The sequence below is a fragment of the Aureibaculum algae genome (assembly GCF_006065315.1).
Lineage (GTDB): Bacteria > Bacteroidota > Bacteroidia > Flavobacteriales > Flavobacteriaceae > Aureibaculum > Aureibaculum algae.
Genome location: NZ_CP040749.1, coordinates 4,788,582 through 4,803,553 on the forward strand (window position 1 = coordinate 4,788,582; position 14,972 = coordinate 4,803,553).

The 14,972-nt window shown below is 33.0% G+C and carries 8 protein-coding genes; 6 read left to right on the forward strand and 2 right to left on the reverse strand.

Going from position 1 to position 14,972, the window contains the following annotated elements:
- Window positions 1-21: 21 nt before the first annotated feature.
- Window positions 22-705, reverse strand: coding sequence for a carboxypeptidase-like regulatory domain-containing protein (locus tag FF125_RS20275; RefSeq protein ID WP_138951848.1), 684 nt, complete (start codon window positions 703-705; stop codon window positions 22-24).
- A gap of 240 nt (window positions 706-945) precedes the next feature.
- On the opposite strand from FF125_RS20275, the gene FF125_RS20280 reads away from it, so the two are divergent.
- Together FF125_RS20280 and FF125_RS20285 are read left to right on the forward strand one after the other, a co-directional pair.
- Window positions 946-1,788, forward strand: a complete 843-nt coding sequence (locus tag FF125_RS20280) for a hypothetical protein (RefSeq protein WP_138951849.1) — start codon at window positions 946-948, stop codon at window positions 1,786-1,788.
- 181 nt (window positions 1,789-1,969) lie between these two features.
- Window positions 1,970-3,136, forward strand: a complete 1,167-nt coding sequence (locus FF125_RS20285) for a toxin-antitoxin system YwqK family antitoxin (RefSeq protein WP_138951851.1) — start codon at window positions 1,970-1,972, stop codon at window positions 3,134-3,136.
- Window positions 3,137-3,138: 2 nt separating this feature from the next.
- Here the strand turns inward: FF125_RS20285 and FF125_RS20290 are convergent, their stop codons facing one another.
- On the reverse strand, window positions 3,139-4,047 hold the full coding sequence (locus FF125_RS20290; RefSeq protein WP_138951853.1) for a TIGR01777 family oxidoreductase: 909 nt from the start codon (window positions 4,045-4,047) through the stop codon (window positions 3,139-3,141).
- Window positions 4,048-4,382: 335 nt separating this feature from the next.
- On the opposite strand from FF125_RS20290, the gene lepA reads away from it, so the two are divergent.
- From lepA to FF125_RS20310, 4 genes are all read left to right on the forward strand, one after another.
- Window positions 4,383-6,179, forward strand: a complete 1,797-nt coding sequence (gene lepA / locus FF125_RS20295) for a translation elongation factor 4 (protein WP_138951855.1) — start codon at window positions 4,383-4,385, stop codon at window positions 6,177-6,179.
- Between the two features lie 150 nt (window positions 6,180-6,329).
- A complete protein-coding gene (locus tag FF125_RS20300) occupies window positions 6,330-8,759 on the forward strand; it encodes a TonB-dependent receptor (RefSeq protein ID WP_138951857.1) in 2,430 nt (809 codons plus the stop codon).
- Window positions 8,759-9,286 (forward strand): ORF6N domain-containing protein, encoded by a 528-nt coding sequence (locus FF125_RS20305; RefSeq protein WP_138951859.1) that lies wholly within the window; start codon window positions 8,759-8,761, stop codon window positions 9,284-9,286. The genes FF125_RS20300 and FF125_RS20305 overlap by 1 nt, the downstream gene beginning before the upstream one ends.
- Window positions 9,287-9,455: 169 nt before the next feature.
- Window positions 9,456-14,972, forward strand: coding sequence for a fibronectin type III domain-containing protein (locus FF125_RS20310; protein ID WP_138951861.1), 5,517 nt, complete (start codon window positions 9,456-9,458; stop codon window positions 14,970-14,972).

Sequence of the window (14,972 nt, forward strand, 5' to 3'; positions counted from 1 at the left end):
CTCATTTTAAACTTTAGTATTTTACTTCTGCAACAGCTCCACAAAAACTACTCCATTACTACTACCAGTACCCCATCTAGATGCTGCCGGGCCGGTTAGTATTTTAATATTTTTTATTTCAACAATGTTAATCATTGTTATTGCATCAATAGTACTAATTGCACCGTTCAAAACAATTAAAGCATAGTTACTTGTAGAATTGGATTGAGTATTCGCCCCTCTGATTATAACTCCTGCATCAGAGATAGTAGCACCTGGGAACTTTCCCTTAAGTAAATCTATTATATTATTATACCCAAAACTATAAGGCTGCACTGTATTGTAAAATACTTTTGCTTCTTTTAATTCTTTGCTGTTCATATGTCCATTTGCAAAAGCCAAGTCAAGGTCACTTTCTTCTCCTTCTATCTCAATGTCAATTTTTAATGGATCTTTAATGTTTTTTACTTTAATTGTTCTTGATTTGAAACCTTTTGCTGTTATAATTAGTTTATCCTTAACATTACATTCCAATTTAAAATTACCTAATGAATCTGTATAAGTTACTTGTTTGGTTTTCTTTACTGTAACCTTAGCATTTTTTAAGGCTATGGTTTTATACGTAGTTACTTTTCCTCCTACTACTTTGTTTTGAGCAAAAGCAGGAATAATTATCAACATTATCATCATTAAAATTGCAATGTTACTAATCTTTGAAGTTTTCATCTTTCTTTGGTTTTCTCAAAAATAGCCAAAAGGATAAACTTTATAACCATTTATGAAGTGTTTATAACAATGGAATAAACAACTCCTTCAATGTTAACATCATTTAATACTATTATTTATGAGTTTCAGACACATTAAATACCAACGTTTAGCAAAATTTTTTTTTAAGCCAGCAAATATATATTCCGATTGCCATTTCATAATTAGTACATCTATATTTGAACTTCAATCTAACCCGAAATGAAAAATAATTTATTTCTAAATTGTAAAATGATGTTTTTAAAGCTATGTATCCCCTTTGTATTGCTATCCACTCTATTTCAGTGTAAACCTGAAATAAAAGAGATTTCTAATGATAAAAAAGCAGAAATTGAGGTAGAAAAAGAAATGGGCTTGGGTTTACTTAGTTTGACTTTTAACAAACCTTTAAAATTTTATAAAAACCCAACTGATTCCGTGGTTTTTGATCAAATTGAATTCATTAAAAATAGTCAACCTGAAACGAGAGGCAGGTTATTATTTATATCCAAAACAACATTTTCTCCATATAGAATGCAATCTGGAGATACTGATGAAATGGCAAAACAAAACATTAATCATGGCTTGGTACGATTTGGACCTGAGTTATTTTTTAGAGTATTAGAAAAAACAGATTCCTTTTTTAAAGTAGTTATTGATGAAGACACATTTGAATCTGCGTATTTAAAAATAAACCCGAATTATGCTTTATATACTGAATTAAGTCAGGTTTATGCGAACAGTTGTTCTAATTGCCCTGGCTCTAATTATAATCCAGATTTTTATATTTATGAAACTTGGGAGAACTACTTTAAAAGGTTAGAATTTATTACCATAAAAGGTCTAGATATTTATAGTAGTGCCAATGGCATCATACTCTTAGAGAAAAATAATGACGCATTTTTACCCTTTCAAGTCACCGCATTAGAAGGAGATTGGATAAAAATCAAAAAAGCAAAGTTATATGAAAGTTATTTCGACAATACGATAAACTACGATGGTTGGGTACGTTGGAAAAACAACATGGAGATTTTAGTAGACATTACAGAACACACGTATGAATAACTACTTTTATTAACCTTTGTTTTTTGATGAATTAACTATCGAATACTGCACGAATTTTCCATAAACACAAATAACAGGTTACTATATTTTTAGACTAATATATACTCGCTAGCCACGAATATAACTTTATACAGTTAATTAAAGTACTGACTAATTATCTTTGAACTTCAAACCAACCCAAATGCAAAAAATAATTTATTTATTTTTATTACATACACTATGGGGTTTCTCGCAAGAAACTAAGGTTAGCGTTGACAGTATTTCTCAAGAAAAAACAATTAATTATTATTCTGAAGACACAGACTTGGTTGGTCGTTACGAAATCTATTATGCCAATGGACTTCTAAAAGAAAAAGGGCAAACCGCATATGAGTTTGGATGTGGAATGAAAAGTGGAACGTTTGAATTCTTTACGAAAAATGGTAAATTGCTTAAAACCGAAGTTTACAACAATTGGCTTAAAAACCTTGGAGACGGTTGCCACAGCACAATACATGACATTACCGTAAATGAATACCATGAAAATGGAAAATTAAAAGCAGAAAAGAAGTATCAAAGCTCTTATGAAGCCGGTGAAAAAAATAAAGTTGGGGTTTGGAGAGACTTTGACACCTACGGTTATGTTAACAACACCACATCTTACCCATGGACGTATCCTCATAAAGAACTACCAAATAACATTATAAAAGCAGAAAAAGCATTGGTAACTTTATTTGAAAAACTAAAAAACAGTGAGCCCCGAATACGCTATGAAAGTGTGGCTCCATCTTTTGAAAAAGAATTACTTGTAACTCTTAATTTACAGAACAGTTGGCAATATCCATTTCAAGAATTGTCAAAAAAAATCAGAATTTTATCCTCTAAAGACAGTTTAATACGCACTTTTGCATGGGATGAAAGAGAGGGTGGTAGTCGCCATAACATGAAAAGTTATATTCAATACAAAAATAATCACATCTTACAGATTGAAAACTTAAGAGATAACGAAGAAGAAAATGGCTTTAGAAATGCGACCATTGACGAAATTGTTGCTTTTGATAATGGTTATTTTATTTTGGGCTGGGGTAGTTTTGGTAGTGGAGCCATGCATTTGATAATCACCTATTATAAATTTATTAACGGTATTTTAAAACCATGGCCAATCTTTGAGAATAATAAAACCGAGTATGGTATTGAAATATCTAGAGGTGATAAATTCAATCTAAAAATTGATCCAGAATTGCAACAAATAACTTTTAATGAGACGTTGTATAATGAGGACATGGGTTACTATTATCAAACAGGAAAACTGACTACCCTCGCTTTTATTGATCGGTTAAACATATTTGTAAAAAAAGAAGAAAAATAAAATCAATCAAAAATAGACGTCAAGGCATCATCAATCCATTCATATTGAAATTGAAATCCTTGATTTTTTATTTTCGTATTGACTAAGTATTGACTTTCCAATACGATAGCTGACATCTCACCTAGCACCAACTTTAATACAAAAGCAGGTATATTAGGTAACCAAATTGGCTTGTTCAATTGTTTTGCAATGGCTTTGGTAAGCATTTTATTAGATACCGGATTAGAAGCTACAGCATTAAAAACACCATCATTATTGTGTTCTATCGTAAATAAATACATGTTTGCCATGTCAGTAACATGTATCCATGATTGTATTTGCTTACCACTCCCCAAAGGAGCACCAACATAATAGTTGATTGGTTTTACCATCTCATCTAAGGCTCCTCCATCACTTGAAAGTACAATTCCCGTTCGCAACTTAGACACGGTAATACCTAAACCTTCCAACGTATCAACCTCGTCTTCCCATTTTTTAACCACTTCTCCTAAAAAAGAATCGCTGACTACCCTGTTATCGGTCTCTTTATATTTTGCATCTAACGAAGAAGGATAAATACCCAATGCCGATGCCGAAGAAAAATGAGTCACCTTATGCTCATTCTCAGAAAGTAATTTATATAACAATTTAACGGTATCAATTCTACTACTGAGTATATTTTGTTTTTGTTTCTCGGTCCATCGTTTAGAAATAGAAGCTCCTGCCAAATTAATAATGGCATCAACACCTTCAATACACTTTATATCAATTTCTTGAGAGCTAGGATTGTAATAAAAACCCTTTTTTGTAGCAGATTTAATTATTTTCTCTTTATTGGTAGTTAAATAATGAACAACATAATTTTTACGTGCACAAAGTGCCATAATTTCATTACCAATTAACCCTGTAGCTCCTGTAATTAATATTTTCATACACTTATTTACTAAAAACCCGAGCCATTAAACTATCGGCATTTAACCAAATAAGAATTACTAAGAGTAATAATACAATTAATAGCATTGCTCTTTTTTGGTTAGGTTGTCTTCTAGGTCTTAATCTTTTAAATTTCATGTGTCTTTCCTTATTTCTTTTTCAATGGTCACATGCAGTTCGCAAATAATCATTTCCTTAAATGACAAAATTTTTAACTTGCTCGTGTCATAATACATAAATATAATAATACTCAAAATTACAATTTTAAAAGCAAAATGCGTAATTGAGTATTATTTTAAAAACAGTACCTTTGTTGACTTATTTTGTGAACTGAATGAAGAACATCCGTAACTTTTGTATTATCGCACATATTGACCATGGTAAAAGTACCTTGGCAGATAGATTGCTAGAATTTACTGGCACTATAACCGATCGAGAAAAGCAAGATCAGCTATTAGACAGTATGGACCTAGAGCGAGAGCGTGGTATTACCATAAAAAGTCATGCCATACAAATGGATTACATGTACAAAGGTGAAAAATATACACTTAACCTTATTGACACCCCTGGCCACGTCGATTTTTCTTACGAAGTATCGCGTTCCATTGCTGCATGTGAAGGAGCATTATTAATTGTTGATGCCGCACAAAGCATTCAAGCACAGACCATTTCTAATTTATATTTAGCTTTAGAAAATGACTTGGAGATTATTCCGGTTCTTAATAAAGTAGACTTACCAAGTGCAAACCCAGAAGAGGTTACTGATGATATTGTGGACTTGATTGGTTGTAAAGCTGAAGATGTGATTCCTGCCAGTGCAAAAACCGGATTAGGTATTGAAGCTATTTTAGAAGCGATAATTCACAAAGTTCCTGCTCCAACAGGAAATCCCGATGGACCTTTACAAGCATTAATATTTGATTCTGTTTATAATCCCTTTAGAGGTGTTGAAACTTATTTTAGAGTTTTAAACGGCTCTATTAAAAAAGGTCAAAACATAAAATTTATTGCAACGGGAAAAACTTATTTTGCCGATGAAGTGGGTACTTTAAAATTAAAACAAGCCCCTAAAACTGAAATTAAAACAGGCGATGTTGGCTATTTAATTACAGGTATAAAAGAGGCTAAAGAAGTAAAAGTTGGTGATACTATAACCGATGCTAAAAACCCTACTACCAATGCTATTGAAGGTTTTGAAGATGTAAAACCAATGGTTTTTGCAGGTATTTATCCCGTAGATACCGAAGATTATGAAGAGCTCAGAAACTCTATGGAAAAATTACAATTGAACGATGCTTCTCTTGTATTTACTCCTGAAAGTTCTGCGGCTTTAGGATTCGGATTTCGATGTGGATTTTTAGGCATGTTACACCTTGAAATTATTCAAGAACGTTTAGAGCGTGAATTTGATATGACGGTAATTACAACCGTACCTAACGTATCCTATCATGCGTATACCCATAAAGATGTAAATACCAAAATTCTAGTTAATAATCCCACAGATTTACCAGATCCGTCAAGACTTGAACGTGTTGAAGAGCCTTATATTAAAGCCACAATAATCACAAAATCAGAGTTTGTAGGTAATGTAATGTCATTGTGTATAGAAAAACGTGGCGAAATTACCAATCAAACCTATTTAACTACAGAACGTGTTGAACTTACTTTTGACATGCCGTTAGCAGAAATTGTATTTGATTTTTATGATCGCTTAAAAACGGTTTCTAAAGGATATGCATCTTTCGATTATTCACCAATCGGAATGCGAGCTTCTAAATTGGTAAAAGTTGATATTTTACTGAATGCTCAACCTGTTGATGCCCTTTCTGCTTTATTACATGCCGATAATGCCTATGGCATCGGTAAAAAAATGTGTGAAAAGTTACGACAGTTAATTCCAAGACAACAATTTGACATTCCTATTCAAGCAGCTATTGGAGCAAAAATTATCTCTAGAGAAACCATCAAAGCACTTCGTAAAGATGTTACCGCAAAATGTTATGGTGGTGATATTTCTCGTAAGCGTAAACTGTTAGAAAAACAGAAAAAAGGTAAAAAACGGATGCGTCAAGTAGGTAATGTAGAAATACCACAAGAAGCATTTATGTCTGTGCTGAAATTGAATGATTAAAAGGTTTTACATCGATACATTTCACCTTCAGTTGGCCATAAAACAAAACTCCAATAATTAAATTGATCTACCCATTTCGAAAGAATAAGTAATTTATACGTTAAAGAAACGTTAAAATTGTTATATTTGAGTAACTAAACGGGGAGTTTGTTGCTAAAAAATGTCGCTATATTCTTATTGCTTACGCATACTATTTGCTATTCTCAAAGAATAGATCAGCTAGGTAAAGCAAAACCATTGACCATAAGCGGAGGGTTTTCTGCCAATTCTATTTTTTATAATGGGTTGGCAAATAGAGAACCATTTACTTATTTTTTAAACGGAAATATAAATGCCAATATTTATGGACTTTATAATATTCCAGTTTCATTTGCTTATACCAATCAGCAATTCGCTTTTAATGAGCCTTCCTTTAAAATAAATAGATTGAGTTTGCATCCATCTTATAAATGGATAGCAACGCACATTGGAGATGTTGCCATGAGTTTTTCACCATATACGTTAAACGGGCATCAATTTACGGGCTTTGGAGTAGACTTAACTCCTAACGGTCCCTTTAAAATAAGTGCTATGTATGGACGATTAATACGTAAGAGAGAATATAATATTCAGGAACCTGAAATAGAACCCACTTATAAAAGAATGGGTTATGGTGTAAAAACTGCCTATGAAAAATCAAATTATAGTATCGGCTTAACACTATTTAAGGCAAAAGACGAACGCAACTCCATTAGCTCTTTTTTTACTGATGATATTGGTGTAGCTCCTAAAGAAAATTTAGTAGTTAGCATTGACGGACGTGTAAAACTATTTAAAAGAGCAAATATTAATGTAGAATATGCAAAAAGTGCATTGACAAATAATTTACTTGCCGAAAACGGCGATAACAACAATTTATTAGCATCGTTTATTAATGAAAACACAACTACAACTTATCACAATGCTTTTAAAGCCGATTTTGCTTATACCGTAGGCCAAGGAGCAATTGGCGTAGGTTATGAAAGAGTTGACCCAGAATATCAAACCTTGGGTGCTTATTATTTTAACAATGATTTAGAGAATATTACGGTAAAATTAAGCCAAACGCTATTCAACAATAAACTGAATGTAAACATCAATACTGGCTTGCAAAGGGATGATTTGGCAAAACAAAAACAAAGTCAGTTAAATAGAATTGTTGCTAATATCAATCTAAGTTTAAGGGCGAGCGAGAAATTTACCGTTAATGGTTCGTATTCTAATTTTAGAGCTCATACTCAAATTAAAAACCAATTTGACTATATCAATGAAGTTAGACCATTTGACAATCTCGACACCTTAAATTTCACTCAAATTTCACAAAATGCCAATTTGAACTTAAATTATAACATCCTTCAAAAGAAAGAAAAAAGGCAGAGCATCAATGTAAACTTATCCTATCAAAAGACTACCGAACAACAAGATGCCTTTTTAGTTGATGTGCTTAATAACGACTCTCAATTTTTTAATGGTAATATGGCTTATAATCTCACTTTTTCTGAGAAAAATCTATCTATTACAGGAGCTTTTAATTCAACTTACAATACAATTTCAGTTAATAAAACCATTACCTTGGGGCCAACATTGGCGATTGCAAAACTGTTTTTTGATAAAAAATTGAGAACGGCTTTTTCAAGTTCCTATAATACAACTTCTACAGACAGTGAGCGTCAAGGCAATGTAGTAAACTTTCGTGTAAACGGTTCCTACAGGTGGTTAGAAAATCACAATTTTACACTAAATGTTATTCAGCTTTTTAGAAATACGATCTCACAAGATAATGTAAATGACTTTACAGCCACCATAGGTTATAATTACACCTTTAGTAATCGAAAAAAGAAAAGAAAAAAAGGGGAAATTATTAAACAACAAGTCGAAAATTCCGTTACTCCTAAAGAGCAAAAAGTGCTGAAAAAATTGATTAGAATAAACTACAAAGGATATCAATTTGAAGGGGCACCATCCGAAATAACAAAGCAATTGGACACATTAAATAAAAGCGAGAATTTAACTTTTGTGGATGATAGTGTAAAGGATAATCTTAACCAATTATTTGAAAAAGTTAAAGGATCAGAACTAGAAACGGTTAAAATTTATAAAGTAAGTGTCCATTCATTTATAGACGCCATCGACCAAAACACTTCTTCTTTAGATAAATATAGAAGAGAAATTACCACTGCGGTAAGATCATTAGCTTCCAACATTTCAGAAGCCCATAATAGCCTAGAGAAGAAATATGTAGAAACAAAAGCAGAACTCAATAAAACACTAACAATAGATGATAACTACAATTCGAATAAGCAAGCTTATGAAGAGGCAAAAGAACGTTTTGTACATCATTGTTATATTTTAAAACAATTGCAAAAACCAGAAAAAGCAGTATTAAATAGTTTACCTATTTATAAAGGGGATATGCTCACTGAAGTAGATGATATGCGAACAAAAGGTATTAACGAAGATCAAATTGCCGCTCAAGTAAAAATGGCATTGATAGCTTATTATGATGAGGAGGCTTCGTTACATGCTACGGAAGATGATATTGTAATTTTAAACATGGAATAATGGGAGAAAAATCACAACATAACATAGTTCCTAAAGAGGTAATAACTAGTAGAATCCTCATCATTAGAGATCAAAAAGTAATTATTGATCGTGATTTGGCAGAACTTTACCATGTTGAAACCAAGCGTCTGAATGAACAGGTTAAGAGAAACCAAAATCGTTTTCCTCTTAATTTTATGTTTCAATTGACTAAGGAAGAAAAGGACGAGGTGGTCGCAAAATGCGACCACCTAGAAAATTTAAAATTTTCTTCTTATTTACCATTTGCTTTTACAGAACATGGAATATTGATGGTAGCTAATGTATTAAATAGTGATAGGGCAATTGGCGTGAGTATTCAGATTATAGAGGCCTTTGTCAAAATGCGTGAAATATTCACTGATAACTTAAACTTAAAACTCGAAATAGAACAAATAAAGAAAAAACTATCAAATCACGATAAAAATATAGAATTGGTTTTTAACTATTTGGATGAGCTAATTGATAAAAACGAAGAACCAAGAAATAGAATAGGGTATAAAAAATAAATAATTAAATAGAAATGTAATTTGTGGAAACGAAAACAAAGCTCCTCCCCTTTTTTAAGGGGAGGTGTCCAGTTCGCATTTTAAAGCTTCTATAAAGGTTACGGACGGAGGGGTTAGAAGGCTAAATTAAAGAACATCAGCTAATAAAAATGACATATTAAACAACAACTTGAAACAAAAAATAAAACATATCATTTTTGCAGTCCTGTTTTTAATAACAGGCATACAAACTATTGCTCAAACCTATCCGGTACAGGCAATACCTCAGGTAATGCAACCGCCTGCCGTTTACTTATCAGATTATGCCAGCACCAGCAATACTACGGATAGGATAAAACTACAATTACTTTTAACCGATTTAACGGTACTAAACCGTGAAGTAAAACTCAAATTATTTATAGAAGGTAACGGCATCAAAGCACAAAGCAATGATTTTGTTATTGGGGCTCAACCCTTATTTCTAGAAGGTGGTATTCCGTTACAATTGAGCAGCATAGACTTAGCTCCCTTTTTTGAATTACAAAACTTAAAGGGGGTCTCTGCAGGTGCTTATGCCAATACACTACCAGATGGACTATATCAATTTTGTTTTGAAGTGTACGACGTACTTTCTGGTAATGTAATTTCTAGAAAATCATGTGCTAATGTGCTGGTCTTTTTAAACGATCCCCCATTTTTAAATGTACCGGAGAATCAAGCGAATATAGATGCGGTAAATCCGCAGAATATTTTATTCCAATGGACCCCAAGGCATCTCAATGTCAGCAATGTGGAATATGAATTCAGTTTGGTAGAAATTCATGATAACGTAATGAGTCCAGATGCGATTTTTGTGTCCTCTCCTCCTATTTATCAGACTACCACACAAACAACTATGCTGTTGTATGGCTTAGCAGAACCACAATTATTAGAAGGCACTCGCTATGCTTGGCGAGTACAAGCAAAAGCAAAAACTGGTGTTGACGAGATAGGCATGTTTAAAAACAATGGGTACAGCGAAATATTTTCTTTTACCTATCAAGGAGAATGTATTGCTCCAACATTTTTATCAGTTGAAGAAGTCACTACCACAACGGCAACTTTTAAATGGCAAGGTAGTTTTGAGAATACCCAATATAAAATAGGATACAGAAAAGCCATTGATAATGATGGAAATTCGGGTACACAAAACAGCTTTACCTGGTTTGAAAGTACCACTAGCAGTGAAGAATTTACCGTAATAGACCTAGAGCCAGACACCTTGTATGAATGGCGTATAGGCGGATTTTGTGCTGATGGTACGTTGAGTTTTTCAGACTCCAAAAGTTTCACTTCTATGGCCACAGATGTTGAGGCTTATTATAATTGCGGAATAGAACCTAACATCAATATTACCAATAAAACTTTAAAACAACAATTACAAAAAGGGGAAGTTATTAAAGCAGGTGATTTTAATGTGAAAATTACCGAAGTAAGCGGTACAGGATCGTTTAGCGGAAAGGGTTATACTACCGTTGGTTTTTTAAAGAATCTGAAAGTTGCCTTGGTCTTTGATGCCATTACAGTAAATACGGACAATCAATTTGTAAGTGGTGAGATAAAAACGGTTTATGACCCAACATGGTCTAATATTTTAGATATAGATGAGGTTATTGACGAAGTGGAAGATATGGTAGATGTGGTTACAGGAGATGACCAAGTAACTATACTAGTTAACTACGATATTTCAGAAGACGATATTGAAGTAGACCCCGACAAAGGACAAATAATTATCACCAGCCCAGATGGTAACACGCATACTTATGATTATGATAAAGGTGATACCTATACCATTTCTGATGTAGGTGGTGATCAATTTTCTGTTGACAAAGAAGGCAAAGTAACCCAAACAGGTACAGGTGCAGAAGGGGGTCGTGCTACAGCTGCTAATACTTCAGGAATAGCCGATGCACATAAAAATGATGTAACTGATCCGTCTGTAAGAACCATAGAAAATCACGATATTTCCTTTACATATAGAAAAGGTTCAGAGACCATCTATGAATTAGATGAAGCCAATAATGAATACGAAAAAGCGAACTACCCAAAAGTAACTATTAAAGGTGGTGGTTTTTATTATCCTATTCATAAGGCAGTGGCCGAAGGTGGAGCTACAGATCATTTTTATGTAGATATTACCAATAATACCAACTATATAAAAACAGACAGCCTTATTTTTAAAACCGTAACGGGTACTGAAATAACACACATACGAACAGATAAAGGCTATAAACTGACAGCAAATGGGAGACCTTCTTATCTTAATGAAGAAGCCATTATTACTTATAAAGATACTACAGGCAAACAACATGTGCTTTCCAGTTTCTTTATCCACCATATTAAAAACCAACCTCAGGTACGGGTAAAAGTAGTATTGGTAAATGGGGCTAAAAATATAGAACAGCTCCAAGAAAAGCTAAACGATATATACAACCTTGCCGGAGCCGACTTTATGTTGTTGGATGCGGAATCGATAGAAATTCCCGAGTCTGTTTGGGATATTGATGTTGACAACAGTCAAATAGACTATAACGGCAGCGGTATTCTTTCAGATTATCCTGATGAGTTAAAAGCCATTATCAATTATTATAAAACTCAAAACACTGTTTTTGACAACAAAGCCTATCATATTTTTGTAATAGACGATTCCATATCTGTTACCAAAGCACTAAGTGGATTTATGCCTAAGACACGCCAATGGGGCTTTTTGTTTGAAGCCCATTATAATAGCGGGTTGGAAAACAAAGAAACCCCTGCAATTATTGCCGCCCATGAATTGGGCCATGGCGTATTTTCGTTAAAACACCCTTTTGGTGAAAACGTTGACAAGGCAGGTATTGCTGACACCTGGTTAATGGACTATAAAAACGGTACAGAGCTGGGGTATCCTAACTGGGCAGAAATGGGTAGTGATGCCTTAAAGTTAGGTTTGTTTCAAGATGATGGGGATAATCAGTTTGAAGCTTATGAGCATTTAATAGGCTTAAATGTAATACCCAATGCCATTTCACAATATATTTCCGGTAATAATATTTCCTTTATTTCATCTGCTGGAAAAATTATTACAATTCCCGCTACTGCAACTGACGTTACATTTGGACGAAAAGGAAATCTTCATGCTTTTACTATTATTGAAAATGGCAAACAAGAAAGATATGTTTCAGCTAAAATTATTAAGGATGGAACTTTTGCCGGTTATGTAAATGAATTTACCGAAAAAGAGGAAATAAAAGACTGGGAAGAAATCACCTTTTTTGATAAAAAATCATACAATTTACCAAAAGAAGTACCGGTCTATATAGGTATTCTGGATTCTATAAATGGCTCATGTGGGATTAATCTTTTTAAAGGCAAGTATCCAAACGAGGCCAATAAGGAAGATTGGAAAGGTGGTTTTAATATGAGTCTGGCGAGTAGAAGCTCAATAAAAGCTAATTTATTATCAATTCCTGATGGCAATAAAGACAATGTTCCTTTTGGTGATAAAGTTATTTTAGTTAAAGCAAAAATACCGTCCGCTGAAGCGTGTAAATCATGTACAGAAGGGGAAAAACTTATTGCTGCTTATAAAAATGTAACTGATAGTGAAATTCAGGAAAAAATAGCAGAAATAGCCTATTTAATATGTGATGCTGAGGCTGACCCAAGCTTTTTTACAGAATTTAGTAAGGGCGGTTATGATAAATTACTAGCTTGGCAAAAAACGTTTTATGATAACGGCGATTGGAAGAACGATTTAGATGCTTTTATTGGTTTTTACAATGCTTATGCTGCCTATTTAGAATACTATAAAGTATCCAAAGAAATAATTAAAACTTCAGATGACAGAGAAGCTCTTTTAAGAATTGCTTATGATTTTGGATTTGAGCAATTAAAGTCATTAACAGCCCATGAAAAGCTCAAAATGCTTAAAATAATTTCTAGTGGTACGATGGGAGGTTATTGGACTAGTTCTAGTTATAATGTTGAAGCATTGGCTCTTCGAGTAATTAATTCTGTCAACAATGATTTAGAGAAGAACCAAATATCTTCTTTTTTAAACGGATTATATAACCCTTTATATAATGTTAATAAAAAGCCTTTATATGTTAATTTATTTAATAAAATTGATGATTTTTTCGGGGATGATAACTTTACAACTCTAGTTTTAAAGTTAACTGAGTTAACAAAAGTAGATAAGGGAATAGGCATAAGTAAAATTCCTGATACTAACTTTATTGCTCAATATGCAAAAAAGCGTTTTACTTGGGATGTAAAAAGCGAAAGTTTTTTATGGATTTTTAATAAAGTAAAAGATAATAGTAAAATTTTTATTGATTATAGTAAACAAGCTACAATAAATTTAAAACAAGGGTGCACTAATTACGAATTACAAGGAAATGGTGAATATGCCAATTTAGTATGTACTGAATGGGCAATAAATGAAGACATAAAGCCATTCGATTTAGTTTCCTTAATTATTATTAATGATATTACATTTACAAAAACTAATGGGGCATGTAATAATGCTTCAGTAATTGCGTGTGGTAAAGAAACCTTAGTGCCTGCTGCATTTTTAATTTTTCTTAATACTAAAAAGAAAAATGCAATAACTCAAAATATTGTTACTAATTCGTTAACTGCTGTTTCTATTGCTTTTTCAGGAGCCGAAATAATTGCCGCTAAGGGAGCTTTTACAGCTGCTACTTGGTTCGCTTATGCAGATTTGTTTGTAACATTCACTGATCCATATTTTTCGAGTCCCAATTTTAAAACTCACGCAGCAACTTCTTTAAGAACAGTATTAAATACCGATGAACAAACAGCAAACGATTTAGCTACTGGACTACAACTAATTTGGACAGTTGGTTCTACCGTATTAACCATCGATACGGCAACAGATTTGCCAAACCCACAAAAGCACATTGAAGCACTTGCTACATATAAAGCATTGGTTAAAAGAGTTGGAGAATCTAAAGCTAAAAATATATTGGCTGAAGATTCAAATTTAGCAGATAAAGTTGTTGATGGTTTTAAAAAGTTGGAAGAAGATATAATTAAAGAAGGAGGTCAAAACAATTTATTAGATGAGATCACTCAGGCAGAAAAAAGATTAGATGGTATCATTGATGGTAGTGATTGGGTAACATTTATTGGGAAAAAGATTGATGAATTAACAGAGGCCCCCGTTGGTTATCAATTTTACTCAAGATATGGTAATAAATGGGTAAGAAGAATTGATGCTTCTAACGTAAATACTCCTAGACTAACCGTAAAAGAAGGAAAAATAACCCAATATAGTGGTCAAACAATCTCTAGTTTCAGTAGCTCACAGATAACGGATCTTGCCCTTGATGCTACTAATAATATTGCCTCAGGCAAAATAATGCTAGGTAAATTTGATCAAGGAGGTGTATCTTATATCAAGGAAGCCGACACAGATTTCGTATATTTTTATATGGATAATTGGGATGATATCTACAAACTGGTAAATGAATCGAATGAAGAAATGTGGAAAATAAATGCAAAATTTATTCAGAATCAATTTGATGCTAATAAGACATTTTATTTTTCTCATGATCCTTCATTAGCAAACGGTGCATTTAAGCAAGAGGTAGATTATATATTGGACATTTTAAAGGCTAAGGAGTTCGTTAAAGAAGGTAAATATTGGAAGGTAATTTGGTGA